The 15,245-nt window shown below is 46.0% G+C and carries 10 protein-coding genes; all 10 read right to left on the bottom strand.

The window, feature by feature from the left end:
• Positions 1 to 98: 98 nt before the first annotated feature.
• The 10 genes from BCU07_RS10445 to BCU07_RS10400 all read right to left on the bottom strand — a co-directional run bounded on the left by BCU07_RS10445 (position 99) and on the right by BCU07_RS10400 (position 14,722).
• Complete coding sequence (locus BCU07_RS10445; protein ID WP_102319894.1) at positions 99 to 1,511, bottom strand: phosphoglucomutase/phosphomannomutase family protein; 1,413 nt, start codon at positions 1,509 to 1,511, stop codon at positions 99 to 101.
• 74 nt (positions 1,512 to 1,585) lie between these two features.
• Positions 1,586 to 3,991, bottom strand: coding sequence for a GH36-type glycosyl hydrolase domain-containing protein (locus BCU07_RS10440; RefSeq protein ID WP_102428497.1), 2,406 nt, complete (start codon positions 3,989 to 3,991; stop codon positions 1,586 to 1,588).
• A 127-nt stretch (positions 3,992 to 4,118) separates the two neighbouring features.
• Positions 4,119 to 6,080 (bottom strand): beta-N-acetylhexosaminidase, encoded by a 1,962-nt coding sequence (locus tag BCU07_RS10435; RefSeq protein ID WP_102428496.1) that lies wholly within the window; start codon positions 6,078 to 6,080, stop codon positions 4,119 to 4,121.
• 12 nt (positions 6,081 to 6,092) lie between these two features.
• The gene (locus BCU07_RS10430) at positions 6,093 to 6,977 is read right to left on the bottom strand and encodes an N-acetylglucosamine kinase (RefSeq protein WP_017066804.1); all 885 of its coding nucleotides are present in this window, start codon (positions 6,975 to 6,977) and stop codon (positions 6,093 to 6,095) included.
• 2 nt (positions 6,978 to 6,979) lie between these two features.
• Positions 6,980 to 8,701, bottom strand: a complete 1,722-nt coding sequence (locus BCU07_RS10425; protein ID WP_102428495.1) for a glycoside hydrolase family 9 protein — start codon at positions 8,699 to 8,701, stop codon at positions 6,980 to 6,982.
• Between the two features lie 98 nt (positions 8,702 to 8,799).
• Positions 8,800 to 9,795 carry an ABC transporter ATP-binding protein gene (locus tag BCU07_RS10420; RefSeq protein ID WP_017063264.1) on the bottom strand — a complete coding sequence of 332 codons (996 nt, stop codon included), beginning with the start codon at positions 9,793 to 9,795 and terminating at the stop codon, positions 8,800 to 8,802.
• Between the two features lie 74 nt (positions 9,796 to 9,869).
• Positions 9,870 to 10,853, bottom strand: coding sequence for an ABC transporter ATP-binding protein (locus BCU07_RS10415; protein WP_017063265.1), 984 nt, complete (start codon positions 10,851 to 10,853; stop codon positions 9,870 to 9,872).
• A 2-nt stretch (positions 10,854 to 10,855) separates the two neighbouring features.
• Positions 10,856 to 11,881, bottom strand: coding sequence for an ABC transporter permease (locus tag BCU07_RS10410; RefSeq protein WP_102428494.1), 1,026 nt, complete (start codon positions 11,879 to 11,881; stop codon positions 10,856 to 10,858).
• 2 nt (positions 11,882 to 11,883) lie between these two features.
• Complete coding sequence (locus BCU07_RS10405; protein ID WP_017059409.1) at positions 11,884 to 12,870, bottom strand: ABC transporter permease; 987 nt, start codon at positions 12,868 to 12,870, stop codon at positions 11,884 to 11,886.
• Between the two features lie 169 nt (positions 12,871 to 13,039).
• Positions 13,040 to 14,722, bottom strand: coding sequence for an ABC transporter substrate-binding protein (locus BCU07_RS10400; RefSeq protein WP_017056650.1), 1,683 nt, complete (start codon positions 14,720 to 14,722; stop codon positions 13,040 to 13,042).
• Between the last annotated feature and the right edge of the window lie 523 nt (positions 14,723 to 15,245).

Here is a 15,245-nt window from a genome sequence, read left to right as displayed (position 1 = left end):
CACTTTAATCAAAGTACTGGGCAAGAGTTCTTCACTTATAGGCTTTAACAAGGCAGTGATTTGTTAAGTCCCATACAAAACTGCTGCACTCTATAAGCCTATAGAGAGAGGAAGTCTTTCACTTTTTGAAGAACACGTTCTGCAGTGTCTTTATCTTCCATTTCTGCGAAGATTCGTAGTAACGGCTCTGTTCCTGAGAAGCGAGCAATGACCCAGCCGCCATTCTTGAAGTACACCTTGGCACCATCTTCATAGCTGACTCTTTCAATTTCGTATTCAAATTCAGGCAGTTGCTTCTCGACGTAGATCTTAGTGTAGAGCGCTTCTTTCTCTGAAGGTTTAAACTTATAATCGCCTTCTGCGGTGTAGGCATAGCCATATTTAGAGTAAATCTCATCAAGTAATTCAGACAGCTTCTTGCCTGTCACACTGATCATCTCAACCAGTAAGCTTGAAGCAAATACGCCATCCTTACCTTTGATGTGACCACGAATGGTTAAACCACCTGAACTTTCGCCACCAATCAGAGAGTCATCGGCCTCCATTTGTGAGCTGATATGCTTAAAGCCTACAGGAACCTCAAAGCTCTTCTCACCATGATCTGCCGCCACTTTATCCAGTAGGTGTGTGGTTGCGATGTTACGAACGACAGAGCCCTTCCAGCCTTTGTATTCCAGCAAGTAGTAGTAAAGTAGGAGTAGCACTTCGTTAGGGTGAATGAAGTGACCTTTCTCATCGATGATTCCCAAACGGTCAGCATCGCCATCAGTACCAATACCAATGTCATAGCCTTCTGCTGCAACTAAGTGCTTCAAGCGATACAGCGTTGCAGCATTTGGCGACGGCATTAAGCCACCAAAATCTGGGTTTTTGCCATCGTTGATGACGTCGACATCACAGCGACCGTTAATCAGCACGGTTTGCAGAGCGTTTTTCGCCACACCAAACATTGGGTCGATCAGCACGCGTAGATTCGCTTTCTTAATCGATTCAATATCGATGGCATTAATGATGGAATCAACAAAGGCGTTCATCGGGTTGATGATTTCGATCTCTTTGTCATTCAACGCTTGCTCGAAATCGACACGAATAATATCTTCGTTGGTCAGTGTTGCGATTTGCTGTTCGATCTTCTCTGTGATGATCTCATCAGCATCACGGCCACCTTCAATGAATACCTTGATGCCATTGTAATCGGCTGGGTTGTGAGAGGCGGTAATACACGCCGAGTAGGTGCATCCCATCTCTTTTGCTTGGAACATCACGATAGGTGTTGGAACAAACTTATCGATGAAGCTTACTTTGATGTTGTTCGCCGCAAGTACTTCTGCAAACCAACATGCGGCTTTATCGGAAAGGAAACGACGGTCATAGCCGATCACAAACCCATTCTTGGCTGCATCTTCGTTGTTGATGATGTTAGCGAGTGCTTGCGCTACCAAACGGACGTTTTCTCTAGTGAACTCCTCACCAATGAAAGCGCGCCAGCCACCTGTACCAAATTTAATCATTAGAAAATCCTTTTAGTCTCATTGTCTCAAGCCTGTAAAGACTTGAGACAAGAGCTGTTCGTTAAATTGCGTGACTAGCCTAGAACAACGACAACATCGTTCACGCTGCCTTCTGCTTGTACTGGGATAGCGCCTTCAACTGATTCACCATTGATAGTGATAGAGGCAACGCCTTTGCTTACTGCATTCGGGTTTTGCACTGTGATGTTGTAAGTTGCGCCACGCCATTGACGAGTAACCTCGAATTCTGGCCAATCAGTCGGGATACAAGGATCAACCGTTAAGCCTTCAAAGCCTGTACGAACACCAAGAATGAAGTTGGTTACCGCGAAGTAAGCCCAACCAGAGGTACCGGTTAACCAAGGGTGGTTTGCACGGCCGTGGTCTTGGTGATCTTTACCCATGATGAACTGCACGTACGAGTATGGTTCTGCGTAACGCGTTTCAATCATGTCGTTTTGGTTGTATGGGTTCAGTGCGTCATAGAATTTCATCGCACGGTCACCACGGCCTAGTTTCGCTTCTGCTACCCAGGCCCATGGGTTAGGGTGAGAGAAGATTGCGCCGTTCTCTTTTACGCCTTGGTAAACGCGAGTTACGAAACCGATATCATCGTTTGGTGTTGCAAATGAAGGAGAGTTTAGGTGTAGGCCGTATTCTGAGAAAAGGTTCTCATCAACAGCGTCCATCGCTTTCTCACCGCGTTCTTGAGATACAGCACCAGATAGAACGGCTAGCGTGTTTGACTCAAGGTGTACACGACCTTCAGCTTGTTGAGCGGTACCGATCTTGTCGCCATTTTTAGTTAGACCACGGATGTACCAGCCGCCTTCGTCATCCCAAAGGTGCGTTTCACACGCTTCGCGAACGTTAGCTGCCATTTCAGTGTATTTCGCAACATCAGCATCGTTATTACGGAACTTAGCAAGATCTAGGAATTCTTGTAGCGCCCAGAAGTGTAGGAATGAAACCATTGAAGATTCACCACCACCTAGGTTCAAACAGTCATTCCAGTCAGCTCGAAGACCTTTACAGATACCCGTTTGACCCACGTATTCAGCAGAGAAGTTCAGTGCCGCTTTCATGTGTTCATAAACTGTCGCCTCGCCACCGTCTGCGTATGGAATCACTTCATCGAAGAAGTCGTGCTCACCGGTTTCCATTACGTATTTGATAATGGTCGGAACGATCCATAGGTGGTCATCAGAACATGTGTCTTCAATGCCGTGGATCTTGTCGTCATCTGACGGTGTTGGAACAACTGTTGGTGATTTTGATGGCTCAACGTCGGCTTTCTCTGGATCGAACCAGTCAGGATCGAACAAGTGTAGACCGTAGCCCGCTTTCACTTGGCCGCGAAGCAGGTCGATAATACGTTTCTTGGTCATTTGTGGGTTGGCATGGGGTACTGAAATAGCATCTTGAGCCGTATCACGGTAACCAAGACCAGTACGACCGCCAACTTCGATGAATGATGCAAAGCGTGACCAAACCACACAGGTTTCCGCTTGGTATAGCGTCCACGTGTTGATCATTGTGTCTAAGCCTTCGTTTGGCGACTTAACTTGGAATTTGTTGCAACGCTCGTCCCAGTGATCTTTGATGCCTTGGAAAGCGGCGTCTACGTTTGCTGTGTCTTGGTACTTCTCACGTAGGCGTTCACCGTTGCCTTTACCGATACCGAGTACATACGCAAAGCGAACTTCTTCACCGGGTTGAATCGTAAATTGCTTGTGCAGAGAACCACAATGGTTGTAACAAGTTTGAGCGCTGTTAGAACACTTACCGTTTTCAACCGCAATTGGATTTGCTTCATCACGGTACATACCAAGGAAGTTGTCACGTTGGCCATCGTAGCTGTCTGGTGAGAAAGTTGAAGCTAGGTAGTAGAAGCCTTCAAAGTCGTTAGTGTTGTAGTACAGGTCGTATTCCAGAACACCTTCTTGGTAAGACGTGCCCGCAGAGTACAAAGACATCTGATGGTTTTGATTGTCTGATTGAATATGGCTGAAAGAGAACTCAACAAACGAGAAAGTGCTGATAGTACGTGGCTTGTCAGTGTTGTTCTTTAATACAATGTCCCAAACTTCTGCATCTTCACCCTTAGGTACGAATAGCGTCTTGGTTGCGGTAATGCCGCTGTATTCACATTTGAATTTTGAGTATGACAGGCCGTGACGAACTTCGTAGTTCGCTTCATCTAGGCTCTTTGCCACTGGTTGCCAAGAGATAGACCAGTAATCACCCGTCTCATCATCACGCAGGTAAACATAGTGTCCTGGGCGGTCAAAGGTGCCGTTTGGACGGAACTTAGTAACACGGTTGTATTCCGGAGAATTGTAGAACGAGTAACCGCCCGCATTGTGCGAAATCACGGTACAAAACTTTTCAGTACCTAGGTAGTTTGTCCAAGGTGCTGGTACATCAGGGCGAGTGATGACGTATTCGCGATTGTCGTTATCGAAATAGCCGTATTTCATTGTCATTTCCTTTTTAACAAACTGCATCTATGCAGCTAATTTTTAAATAGTGATGCTGAGTCGTATCTAACTGAGCACCTTAATTTGAGTCAGCAACCACTCGATATGAGTGTCGCTTTGGTTTGTTTTATTGAGCTTTCCAAGGGTTGCGATAATCAACATTGAGTTTGTCGAGTAATGGCAGATGCCCCTTTAGGCGAGATAGGTAATCTAGCCAGTTTCGGTTGTTTTTATGTGTCCAACATCCTTCAGCTAAAGCGCTAATTCTTGGGAATACCATGTAATCCATACGCTTTTGGTTGGTGACGATCTCACACCATAGAGCACACTGAATTCCGCGGATCCGCTTACGAATTGGGTCGGTGTCGGATATCTCAGCAAGTGCTTCGTAGGTATAAGCTTGTTCTAATGGGATAACGGCAGCCCAATCTACGCCCGGTTCTTCCGGTGCATAATCTTGGGTCATGTCGAGATAGGTAAACTGTGCAGGTTGCAACACCACATCAAAGCCTTGGCGAGCGCAATTGACAGCCGCTTCTTCACTGAGCCATGAGTAGATGATGGTCTCTTTACTCACTTTGTCGCCGTGCTGTGCTTCTTCCCAGCCGACCATGCGTTTGCCGAGTTGCTTAAGCTTGTTTTCGGCATAGCGGAATAGGTGACCTTGTAGGTCTTTGCTGTCTTGGTACTGGTGTTCTTTCATCAACGCTTGAGCAGCAGGGCTGTTGCTCCACACTCCCGGTGGCACTTCGTCTGCACCCATGTGAATTAATTCGCTCGGGAACAGCTCTGCGACTTCTTCAATAACTGCATCTAGAAATTGGTAAGTGCCTGGTAAACCTGGGTTTAGGACGTTGTCGTTGTAGTGCTGAATGCTTTTGTATTGAGTAGTGTCAGCTTGCTCTACCAACATGTCAGGCAGTGATTTGATTGCGGCACGGCAGTGTCCCGGAATATCGATCTCTGGGATCACCGTGATGCTGCGTTGCTCTGCATATTCAATGACTTCACGAATTTGTTGTTGCGTGTAGAAGCCGCCGTAGTTTTCCGCAATGTGGGTATATTGCGGCTCTAGTGCATGATCAGGGCCACGCCAAGCGCCAATTTCTGTTAGCTGTGGCAGGCTCTTTATCTCAATTCTCCAACCTTCATCGTCAGTTAGGTGCCAATGAAATACGTTGAACTTGTAGTGCGCCAGTTGATTGATTAAACGCTTCACTTGCTCTACTGAGTGGAAGTGACGAGCGCAGTCCAACATCATGCCGCGGTACTTAAAGCGCGGTTGGTCGGCTATCTTGCAACATGGTAGAGAGAAGTTCTCTGCGTCCAGTTGTTGAACTAGTTGAATCAAGCTTGCCACAGCGTGTGTAAAGCCCGACTGGCTGCCTGATTCAGCAATAATCTGTTGTGCAGTGATGGTCAGTTTGTATTCGGCTTCATCTAACGTCGGGTTGCTGCGAAATAGAATGTTGCCGCTTTCGTCTTTTGAAAGTTCAGCTGAAAGCGCGGTCGAAAGAGACAGCTCAAAGGTCGAGAGCAACTCTTGCTGGAACCAAGAGACTGCCTTATCAGCAAGATGAGATTGAACCTCAATTCTGCAGTCGTTATTTAGCGCGAAGTTACTTAGCGCGAAACTACCTTGCTGAAATTCGATCTGATTAGGCTGAGGAATCAATGCAATCTCAGCAGCGTTAACTTCAGGTATTTGATTGCGTTCACGGTATGGCGAAGCCAGTACTATGGGTGATATCGCGACAGGCAGTACCGATGTTTCTCTATCATTATGTGACTGGATAAAGGCATCGTTAAGGCCATCAGAATAGAAGCGGAATGGTGCGCTTTGAATACTGAATTCAAGGTAGTAATGGTTGTTGGCCTTTAACACTGACGAACTTGGTGTGAATGAGCAAAAGCTGCCAACTTGAGTCAGCTCTCCTTGCGATAAACTCTCTGGAAGGATGAAACGATCAAATGCAAAGTGCAGAGACCAATCTTTTACGTCGAGGTCACTTAAGTTATGTACCGTAAGGCCAAATCGGCAGTTATTTTTTTGTTCAGAAAGAACAGCTAAGTCGATGCGATAATTCATATAACTTCCCTGCTAAGCCTGTTGATACAAGTTGTGTTGTGGTTTTCCGGCAAACATCAATGCGCCTTCAATAGCGTCGAATTGAGGTTTAACGATCCATTGTTGTACTGGTGGTGATAGCCAGTTGAGAATACGCTCAGCGATACTTCCCATTAAGCACACCTTGTCAGCGCCTTTTCGATGCAGTGCTAAGACAAACATTTCGATATCAGCCGCGGTTTGCTTGAGCATATCGATAGCCAGTTCGTCACCTTCGTTAGCGAGTTGAAAAATAACTGGTGAGAATTGACCGTAATCCTTTGGAATAGCACCTTTTGACCATTCGACAATGGCATCCACATCATTATTAAAGTGATTCATCACATGTAGAGTCAGCGGGGTTTTGTTGCGAATACCGTCTTCTGCAAGCAAGACTTGTTGAATCAAACGTAAGCCCATGACTGCGCCGCCGCCTTGATCTGAAATCGGAAATTCACGACCGCCAACCACATATTGCTCACCGTCTTTTAGGAAGATACCGCAAGAACCCGTACCACCGATCATGATTGCGCCGTCTTGGCCATTGTGAGCACCAATGCAAGCGCCATAAGCGTCGGTATTTAGTGTCATGCTTGCGAAAGGGTGTGGTTGAGCCATGAAGTCGAACCATGCTGATTTTTGCTCAGCGCCAGCCAGCGCTAGGCCAACATGCATATTTGAAAAATGGTCTGAGTTGAGTTGCCCTTGTTGTGCAGCTTTTGTGATGGCATCAATAATTGAGCTCATCGCAACATCAACACCCAAAAGGATGTTGCCACTGCCACTTTTCGCTTCACCAATCAGTTTGCCTTGAGCGTCACGAATACGAGCACGACAAGAAGTACCACCACCATCAATACCGACGTAGTAAAGAGTCATTATTATTGCTCCTTACGCTGAGCTAAGAAGTTGAACTGTGCAGCGGTTGCTAATAAGAACCACGCACCATGAGGGATCCATTGCTCACCCCAGCGCCAGTTTTGAAGCATGTCATCTTTTTGTGCTGGTGGATTGAACGCAATGTCTTGTTCATCTTCAAAACCAGCTGTGATGCCATTACAGATACCGCCTTTCGCATTGAAGAACCCAAGCTGAGGTAGGTAGTCTGGGTTGTTATGGCCATGACCATCGAGCATGCACATGTGGTATGGGTTGAGGCCCAAGATCCAATCAAGGCTATTTTGTGAAAGCTGGATTAAGCGCTCTTGAAGTTCGCTATCTTTAATGTGCGGTTGAACTAGGTAAGCCATGGTTGCGAGTGAGCCAAGGCGTGCGTTCTCGCCTTGCCACCAGTAACCGGTTTCGTTCTGTTGAGCGACGAAGAAGGCATCACGTTTATCACCATCGACAGATTTAACGTATTGTCTTGGATAGCCAAATGGGTTGGTGACTTTGTCGGTGATGTTGATTTCGAACTGACAAGCTTGTTCAACAACTGTGCGCGCCTGTTCTTTTAATTCAGCATCGGTTTCATTGTCGATGTATTCACATAGTGCAATCACAGGAAGACCGGCTTCAGCTGCGTGAAAGTATGGACGAGAGCCATCAGAGTTTGCCGACCAGAAGTGCTCAAATGAATCATCGGATTGCTGACGAGAGATTAAACGAGTCGCCCAAGTTCTTGCTTCTGATAGGTATTGCTGGTCTTGTGTTACGCGATACAGTTCATTGGCTGCGAGTAGGGCGCAATACTCATCGATGATGTTCTCTTCACCATCGTTTATATACTGTAGGTTGTACTCTTTTAAGTGCCAGTAACCCTTAACCGCCATTTCAAGGTAGGTGTGGCTCGAGTAGCTACCAGAGATTTCAAGCTCAGAAGCTGCGGCTAATGCTGCGATAGCAACACCTGCACCTTGTCGGTAGCCCGCTTGTAAGTCCGTTGATTTATGACCTTCTTGAGTCGCATAAGCGCAGATATCGCGTTGGTTGATATCTTTGCTCCATTTGTCGAATACCGTCATATAGAAGTATCCGTCAGCGTCTTGCATACGCACTAAGAAGTCGGCACCGAACAGAGCCTCTTCCGTTAGACGAGTCATGGAGAATTTCGGGAAGTCTGGGTTATGGCCAGTCAAGCGTACGCTTTTTAGCATGTTCCAAACGACCATCGGAATTTGTTGTGGGTTTAGGTAGTTACCATAAGACAGGTGGCTAAAATACTTACTGACATCACCTGATGCGTCATACCATCCACCGTGGACATCGACGTATCGGTCGGTACCTAGAATTTGTGCTTGTCGATCTTTTTTGTCGAAAATCCCGCCACAGCGTTGTGACTTAAAGTAATGAAGCACATCAGAAAACGTGTGGTTCATTAATAGGTTGCTACCAATCTCAAATACTTCTGAACGCAGGTTGTCAAAACGTAGGTAGTAGCGACCAGATTCAGTGACTGAACTGAAATCAATAGTGAAGAATTGCCCTTGATGCCAATTTGCTACGCGGCCTTGTTTAACCACATCAAAATTTCCGACAGTCATATGGTTGTCAGCACAGACGAGTAGAGCCGTAGTGCTTGATAGGCGAGCTTTCTTAGTTTGTAGGATAGCTTGCTTCGGGCCTGTGGACTCATAGCCAATATGGTTGGTCAATAACAGCATCAATATTCTCCGACAGTCCTAGTTTCTATTGGCTAGGTACTTGAATGTTTTGGATATAAATAGTTAGGGTCCGAAGACCCTAACTTGGGTTTTATTGCTTAGCTTTCGTGTAGGTAACAGCGCACAAAGTGGTTATCAGCGAGCTGCGTAACCCCTGGTAGCTGCTCTTTGCACTTATCCATTGCGTGAGTACATCGGCCTGCAAATGGGCAGCCTGCTGATACTGGTGTCCACAGAGGAATCTCACCTTTGTTGCCTGCAAGTTGCTCGTGGATCGACTTCTTAGGATCTGGAACGGCCGAAACAAGCAATTGGGTGTATGGGTGCTGAGGGTTAGCAATCACGTCATCGGTATCGCCCCATTCCACCATGTGTCCCACGTACATCACCGAAAGGTCTTCAGCGATGTAACGAGCGGTTGCGATATCGTGAGTGATGTAAAGCAGAGACATTTGCTTCTCGAACTTCATCTCTTCCATCAGGTTCAAAACACCGGCACGAATCGATACATCAAGCATTGAAGTTGGCTCATCGGCTAGTACAACTTCCGCACCTACCGCGATGTTGCGGGCTAGGTTGACACGTTGACGTTGGCCGCCAGACAGTTGGTGAGGGTACTTCTTCGCCGTCTCTTTTGGTGGGATCAGGCCCACTTGCTCTAAAAGATCGTAAACACGTTCTTCTAGTTCTCTCTTATTGCCCGGGGTTACCTTCTTGTGGATCAACAGTGGTCGAGCAATGTGGTGGAAGATATTGTGTGTTGGGTTCAATGAACCAAACGGGTCTTGCCATACCATCTGCACGCCTTCACGGTAGTGCATAAGATCTTTTCTGCTTGAGATCTCTTGGATATCACGACCTTTGTATTCGATCGTGCCGCCTGAAGGTGCGTACATTTTTGCGATCATTTTTGCGGTTGTTGATTTGCCTGAACCAGACTCACCAACCACTGCTAGGCCACGGCTTTTGTACATCTTGAATGACACGTCGTTAATCGCACGCATCATTGGGGTTTGAATGGTGGTACTGCTTATTGGGAAGTCTTTTACGACATTCTTGCCTTCTACCAATAATTGACCGAAATCTTTGCTCATAATTGTCTCCAGAATCCTTATTCGCTTTGCTTGTTTTTAGGCGGTCGAGCCGCCTTGTTCGTTATTCACGCAAGCTATAGCTTCCTTTGTACTATTGGGTCACCGTACAGGTGGCAGTTAGACAAATGTCCCGGGTCGATAGAACGCAGCTTGGTTGGCACCTTGGTACACTTTTCATGTACACGGTCACAACGAGCTTGGAAACGACACCCTTCAGGGATCTCTAACAGGTTCAGAGGGTTACCCGGAATACCTGCTAACTTTGTCTTTGGCCCTGTCAGTGGAGGGAAAGAACTTCCCAGCCCTTTGGTGTAAGGGTGGTAAGGGTTTTCTAGAATATCTTGAGAGTTAGCCACTTCGATTAGCTCACCTGAGTACATGATGCCGATGCGGTCAGAGAACTCGACCATCAATGACAAGTCATGGGTGATGAACAGAATTGAGAAGCCAAATTCTTCTTTTAGTGCATAGATCTTTTGTAGGATTTCGCGTTGCACAACCACATCAAGTGCGGTTGTCGGCTCATCCATAATGATCAGCTTTGGATTCAGTGCTAACGCGATAGCAATAACCAAGCGCTGACGCATGCCGCCAGAGAATTGGTGAGGATAGTCACTCAATCGGCTCGGGTGAATATCGACGATTTCAAGTAGACCTTCAGCACGCTGCTTAGCTTGCTCGCGAGTCATGTTGGTGTGACGCATGATTACGTCACAGAACTGCTCTTCCATCGGTAGTACTGGGTTGAGTGCGTTCATCGCGCTCTGGAATACCATCGACATCTCACTCCAACGGAACGACTGCATACGGTCATCACTGTATTCAAGGATGTTCTCACCGTTGAAGATAACCTCACCACCACTGATGTAAGCGGGCGGCTTATGAAGACGCATAAGAGAGAAAGCGACCGTTGATTTACCACAGCCAGATTCACCAGCTAGGCCGAAGACTTCACCTGGAGCGATGTCGAAACTTACGTTGTTACACGCACGAACATCGCCAGACTCTGTGATGTAATCCACGCATAAGTTGCGGATAGAAATTAGTGGTTCAGACATGATTATTTATCTCCGCTCCAAAGTGCATTTTGTGGTGGTAGTTCTGGTTCACGTTCTTCTTTGTCTTGAGTTGCTAGTTTCTTCCAACGCTTCATGCCTTTGTGAGAACGCAGTTGCGGGTTAGCAATTTCATCGACCGCGAAGTTAAGTAGAGCAAGGCCAGTTACAAGTAGTGTCAGTGCGATACAAGGAGCCAGCAGTTCCCACCAAGCGCCAATCAGCATTGATGAAGAGGTTTGAACGTTGTAAAGCATGATGCCCCAGCTGATTGTGTTCGGGTCACCAAGACCTAGGAACGAGATGGTTGCTTCCATCATGATTGCGTACATCACCGAACCGATGAAGCTTGCGCCAACGATAGAGATAAGGTTTGGCAGAATCTCTACGAAGATGATGCGGAATGAAGATTCACCCAAAACTTCAGCGGCTTTTACAAACTCTTTTTCACGCAGTGCTAAGGTTTGGGAGCGAACAACACGGGCACCCCAAGCCCAAGACATAAAGCCGATAACCAAGGTTATGGTGAGTGGCCCTGCCTCACCGATAAAGGCTGCTACTACGAACAGTAATGGGTATTGAGGGATTACCAGCATGATGTTCATTGCGGCTGTTAGAACGTCATCGACACGGCCACCGAAGTAACCTGCAGAAACACCAATAACAGTTGCGAGTAAACATACGGTTAGACCCGCACCAAAACCTACAGCAAGAGATACGCGTGCGCCGTATACCACTTGAGACCAAACGTCACGACCCATACGAGTTGTACCTAGTACGTGGTCTGCCTTTTTAGACATGATCAATGTACGACGGTCGTCTGCTAGATTTTGAGCAACCCAGCCATCAGGGTTAGTTTGTGCAGACTTCACCACGAAACCAGGATATTCGTGAGGGTTACCTGTACGCTTGTCTGGTACATGTTTGGTGATTAATGGAGCTGCAATCGCGCCAAGAATAAAAATACTTAGGATGATGACGCCTGTTAGGGCCATCGGGTTACGCCAAATGAGTTTTAAAAAGTCTTTCATGATTATTTACCACCCTTACGAAGACGAGGGTCAAGAACAACGTAAAGCATGTCTGCAACTAGGTTAAAGAACAGCATGAATAGCGTCATGATAAGCAGCTGACCTTGCAGTACTTGGTAGTCACGAGCGTTAATTGCGTTGAAAAGTACGCTGCCAAGACCTGGGTAGTTAAAGATGATTTCGATAATTAACTGACCGCCGATTGCCATACCTAGCGACATTGACAGGGCTGTCACACTAGGTAGCATCGCGTTACGAGCTGCGTAGTTGAATACCACTCGGTTTTCGCTCAGGCCTTTGCCTTTCGCCATGGTGATGTAGTCTTCGGCTAATAGGTTGATCATGTTGTTACGCATGTTTACTAGGAAGCCACCAATTTGAACAACAGAAGCACAGAACAGTGGTAAGAAGGCGTGGTAAGCGACATCTTTAATGAATGCCCAGCTTGTCCAATCAGGTATAGTACCAGCGGTGTAGGCATACCCTGTTGGGAACCACTTCAAGCCAATTGCAAAGGTAAATAGTGCAATCATCGCGATAACAACTTGAGGAACGGCTTGTAGAATCAGCATCCCTGGCGTTACGAAGGCATCGTACTTACTGCCGCGTTTCCACGCTGCGAAAATACCTAGGATTGAACCAATCGAGAAAGAAAGAATAACTGCGGTGCCGGCTAAGAAAAGCGACCAACCGAATGCTCCACCCAACAGTGTGTTTACAGAAAGTGGGTAGAATTGAATTGATGTACCAAGTTCCCAGCTAAGAATGTTCTTCATGTACGCCACGTATTGAACTAAGTAGCCACCATCAACGAAGCCTAATAGTTCTTTCATTGCAGCAATACGCTCTGGAGTAACTTGTACAGAAGCGTTCGCAAACATCATGGTAACTGGGTCACCAGGCATTGCTCTTGGAATAATAAAGTTTAACGTCGCAGCAACTAATAGCGCGACAAAATAAAATGACAAACGTCTTAAAAAATAACCCATAACTCACACCTTACTCACCCAGATTGTTTCCCTGTTTCTGGATTCAGGTCGCTCCTAGCGAAATTTGGAACGAAAAATCCCCTGACGACTAGCGCCATACTTTCAATTGAGAGTGTGGGGATTTTTATAAGCGGCGTAAGAGGTTACGCCGCAAGGATTGAACGATTACTTATTTAACTGGTTTTAGGTCCAGTACATGAAGTAGACGCTCTGGAATACCAGCCCAAATGTTTGGACGGCCTTTTGGATTTTCTTCGTTCCACCAACCAGTGAAGCGAGTTGTGTTGTATTGGTACATGTAAGCACCAGACATCACAGGGATTGTCACTTGGTCTGCAGCGATGATTTGCTGGATACCGTGTGCAATGTCTAGCTGCTCGTTCTTATCAGCTGTTTTGTAGAAGCTGTTTAGAAGACCATCTAGCTTGTCGTTTTTGTAGAAGTGCATTGCGAAACGAGGCATACCATCACCAGATTGTAGTGATGAGTTGTAAGCACTGTTCCAGTACGTGTATGGATCCGCACCGTGGAAGTAGTTTGTGTATGCTACGTCGTATGTACCTTCAAGCATTGCTTGGTTGTAAACAGAGAAGTCAGGTGTACGAGCTTTCGCTTTAATACCGATTTCGTTTAGCTGTTCTACCGCTAGTTGAACTGTGTTGTTGAAGTCAGTCCAGCCGTTTGGCGATTGAATCATTAGTTCGAAAGACTTGCCTGATGGAGTGTCAACAAAACCATCTTTGTTTACATCTTTGAAGCCAGCGTCAGCAAGAAGCTTCTTCGCGCCTTCAGCGTTGTAAGTGTTGAAGCCTTTGTACTTGTCATGAGTTTTTTCATCAGACCAAGCTTCAAACGCGTAGCCAAGACCCGATGCGAAATCGTTCACAGTACCGCCACCGTAGAATGCGATGTCGATGATAGTTTGACGGTCAAGAGCCATAGAGAAAGCACGACGGAAGTCAACGTTGCTCAATGCTTCATGCTTCGCTGCATCAGGGTGCTTGAAGTTAACGATGAATGCCTGTGTACCTGCTGGCGGGTACCAGTAGTGGTGTTTAGGGCTAGCTGCTGCGTATGTACGATCGATATCTGGAACGAAAGAAGACGTCCAGTCCATTTCACTGTTTACAACTTTACCTAGGAATTGGTCGTTGTTCGCAATTTGTGGAACACGTAGACAGTCAACATCTAGGTTGTCTGCATCCCAGTAGTTCGGGTTTGCACACTGGATGTATAGTTGCGCTGTAAACGTATCGATTTCTGTAAATGGACCAGAACCTACCGGGTTCTCATTGGTAAACGTTGATGGATCTTTAACGTCTTTCCAGATGTGCTTAGGCACTACAGGTACTTTAGCAATCTCGTAAGGTACGTTTGAGTTTGCTTCTGTTAGTGTGAACTTAACTTGGTTGTCGTTCAGTTTTTCTACAGAAGTTACCCAAGAGTTGATACCAGATTGGTCAAGCTCTGGCTTCTCTTTTACAAGGTTGAAAGAAAAAACAACATCATCAGCAGAGAAAGTTTCTCCGTCAGACCATTTAACACCCTTACGAATGTCGAAAACAACGCTCATCAGATCATCTGACATTTTGAAGTTTTCAGCTAGACGGAACACAGGAGTGTTACCGTGCATTTCGTTAAATACTACTAGCGGCTCATACATGAAGTCAGTTGTAGTATGTAGGTTAGTAGCACCAAGGTACGGGTTAAAGTTACGTACGAATGTAGTGTACTCTTTCGGGTGAACGGTCAGTTCACTGCGTTCTGCAGCGGTTGCTACTGATGCAAAACCTGTTGTAGCAGTTGCAATAATTGCTGTTGCTATTGCTGTTTTTTTTATATTGGCAAGCATAGCTGTTCCTTACTATTTGCTTTCATTTCACTAATGGATTGAATGTTATCTGTCGCTAAATTGTTTAGTAGATACACACTCTGGTTAAAGGCCTACCTCTTCTTCGTTGCTCCAGATTCATCGTTGATTCTGAGAAGTGGTAAGAGTGGCCTGTAGGCCTTTGGCAGGAGTAAGAAAACACCTTATCGATGAATTAATCAAACACGTTTCCCGTCAAAAACGTTAAAAATACACAACCCCACGTCATTAACGTCAAAATAGGTTGCTTTGGTGGTTTTTTGTGCGTAATTGTTAAGGTGATGTGACTCGCATTTGGTTTTGAGGTTCTTGTTAATTGTAAGTAGTCACTAACTTTAAAGGCTTTTTATTATAATGCTTTACCCTACGTTGGTATAATTGTAGATCTCGGTCACTTGCCAGTTTTACGTTAAATTTCCCTAGAAAATTAAATCTGCCGTTCTGTTGTGACTCGCTTCTCAAACTGCAACAAAGAGTCAGATAACGGTCAGATATGATTGAGAAT

Source organism: Vibrio sp. 10N.261.54.E10, from assembly GCF_002877735.2.
Lineage (GTDB): Bacteria > Pseudomonadota > Gammaproteobacteria > Enterobacterales > Vibrionaceae > Vibrio > Vibrio crassostreae_C.
This window is presented reverse-complemented; position numbering and strand designations above follow the sequence as displayed.